The organism is Arthrobacter sp. Y3223164 (genome assembly GCF_059091005.1).
Genome location: NZ_JBNHGF010000386.1, coordinates 1 through 2538, shown reverse-complemented (window position 1 = coordinate 2538; position 2538 = coordinate 1). Strand labels below are relative to the sequence as shown.

The following is a 2538-nucleotide window of genomic DNA, read 5'->3' as shown; positions in this document are numbered from 1 at the left end:
CGCGGCGGCCATGGCGGCGGCCATCCCGTCCGGCTGGCCTGCGGCGGGGACGTCGTGCCGGGCACGCGCCACCACCTCGCCGTCGAGGTTCAGCATCACCAAGGTCATGACCACGGGGTCGAGGTGGATGCCGATCGCGAGCCGGCTGGAAAGTTCCAGCTGCAGGACGGTGCGCGGTTTGCCGGGCCCGCTGACCGTCTTGCGGTCCTCGCGCACCAGGCCCTCGTCCACCAGCCGGCGCACCACGTTGGAGATGGTCTGCGGGGACAGCCCGGTGCTCTCCACCAGTTCCACCCGGGCGATTCCCCCGCGGGCACGCCGAATGGCGTTAAGGATCACGGCCTGGTTGTAGCCGCCCAGGCGGCCCAGGTTGGTTCCGCGCTGCATTGCACCCGCTTTCCACTTCTTCGACGTGTGGGACCCAGAGCAACTCTAGTCATTGAACGGGCGGACCACACCCGCCACCCGGCCACCCTCCCGGCGCCGGCCGGACCGCCGCACTCAGGCCAGACCGGCCACCCGGGTATCGCTGAGGAACTGGGTCCGGTACAGCTCGGCGTAGCGGCCCTCCAAGGCCAGCAGTTCAGCGTGCGTGCCCTGCTCCGCAATCCGGCCGCCCTCAATGACCAGGATCCGGTCGGCGGAGCGCACGGTGGACAGCCGGTGGGCAATGACGACGGCGGTGCGACCCTCGAGTGCCTCGCTGAGCGCCGCCTGCACGGCGGCTTCGTTGGTGGAGTCCAAGGCCGCCGTCGCCTCATCCAGGATCACCACGCGGGGATGGCCCAGCAGCAGCCGGGCGATGGTCATCCGCTGCCGCTCGCCGCCGGAGAGGCGGTAGCCGCGCTCCCCCACCATGGTGTCCAGGCCGTCCGGCAGGGAACGGATCAGGTCCTGCAGCCGGGCGCGGCGCAGGACGTCCCATATCTCGTCGTCGCTGGCCTCCGGCCGGGCCAGCAGCAGGTTGGAGCGGATGGTCTCGTGGAACAGGTGTCCGTCCTGGGTCACCATGCCGATGGTTCCGCGCAGCGCCTCGAAGCTCAGGTCACGGACATCGGTGCCGGAAAGCTCGACGGAACCGGAGTCCACGTCGTACAGGCGGGCCAACAACTGGGCCATGGTGGATTTTCCGGCCCCCGAGGAGCCCACCAGCGCCACCGTCTGGCCCGGCTCCACCCGGAAGCTGATCCCGTGCAGCACCTCCTCGCCGCCGCGGGCGTCGAGGGTCGCGACCTCCTCCAGCGAGGCCAGCGACACCTTGTCGGCGGACGGGTAGGCGAACCGCACGTCCTTGAACTCGACGGAGACCGGGCCCGGCGGCACCGCAGCGGCGTCGTCCTTTTCGGTAATCAGGGGCTTCAGGTCCAGCACCTCGAAGACGCGCTCGAAGCTGACCAGGGCGCTGGAGATCTCCACCCGGGCGTTCGCCAGGGCCGTGAGCGGCGCGTACAGGCGGGTGAGCAGGAGCGCCAGCGTCACCACCTCGCCCGGATCCAGCTGGCCGATGATGGCGTAGAAACCGCCGAGCCCGTAGACCAGGGCCAGGGCCAGCGCGGACACCAGGGTGAGCGCCGTGACGAACACCCACTGCATCACCGCGGTCTTGATGCCGATGTCGCGGACCCGCTGGGCCCGGAGCTTGAACTCGCGGGATTCGTCGGCGGGCCGGCCGAACAGCTTGACCAGCGTGGCCCCGGGCGCGGAGAACCGTTCGGTCATTTGCGTGCTCATGGCGGCGTTGTGGTCGGCGGTCTCCCGGCGCAGTTCGGCGAGCCGGCTGCCCATCCGGCGGGCCGGCAGCAGGAACACCGGCAGCAACAGCAGCGCCAGCAGGGTGACCTGCCAGGAGGTGTTCAGCATGACGATCAGCGTGAGGATCAGCGCCACGAGGTTGCTCACCACGCCGGAAAGCGTTCCCGCAAAGGCCCGCTGCGCCCCGATGACGTCGTTGTTCAGCCGGCTGACCAGCGCGCCGGTGCGGGTGCGCATGAAGAAGGCGATCGGCATCTTCTGGACGTGGTCGAACACGGCGGTGCGCAGGTCCAGGATGATGTCCTCGCCCAGCCCGGAGGAAATCCACCGGGTCACCATGCTGAGCCCGGCGTCGGCGATGGCCACCAGGGCGATGACGACGGCGAGCCAGATCACTACCTCGACGCCGGTCCTGGCCACGATCGCGTCCACGACCCGGCCGGCGAGAACCGGCGTGGCAACGGCCAGCGTGGCGGTCACCACCGAGAGCAGCACAAAGACAGCAATCTTGCCCTTGTAGGGCGCGGCGAACGCAAAGGTCCGGCGGACAGTCTCCCGCGAGAAGGACTTCTGCTCCTTCGAGTGCGAAAGCCGGTACAGCGAACTCCAGGCTGCCCCTTCCATGGACATGATGGCTCCTAACGGCTGATGGTGCTACTGCCACCCTAGAACCAATCCGCACGCCCTGGTGTTCCTGCCCGCGGCCATGCGGCCGGAAGCTGTCCGGAATTGCGGGCGGGCAGGCAAAGGCGCCGGCCTGACGGGTGCAGGACCGGCGCCGCCCCC

Annotated in this window: 2 protein-coding genes; both read right to left on the bottom strand. The window is 69.5% G+C overall.

The window, feature by feature from the left end; translation table 11 throughout:
* Positions 1–387 (bottom strand): helix-turn-helix transcriptional regulator (locus AC5RUJ_RS14425; protein ID WP_494156062.1); only part of this gene is annotated, 387 nt, incomplete at its 3' end.
* Between the two features lie 114 nt (positions 388–501).
* Positions 502–2382, bottom strand: a complete 1881-nt coding sequence (locus AC5RUJ_RS14420; protein WP_494128086.1) for an ABC transporter ATP-binding protein — start codon at positions 2380–2382, stop codon at positions 502–504.
* Positions 2383–2538 lie beyond the last annotated feature (156 nt).

Excerpts from the sequence above, each read along its gene's own strand:
- AC5RUJ_RS14420 (WP_494128086.1), bottom strand. The coding sequence starts at position 2,382 with ATGTCCATGGAAGGGGCAGCCTGGAGTTCGCTGTACCGGCTTTCGCAC.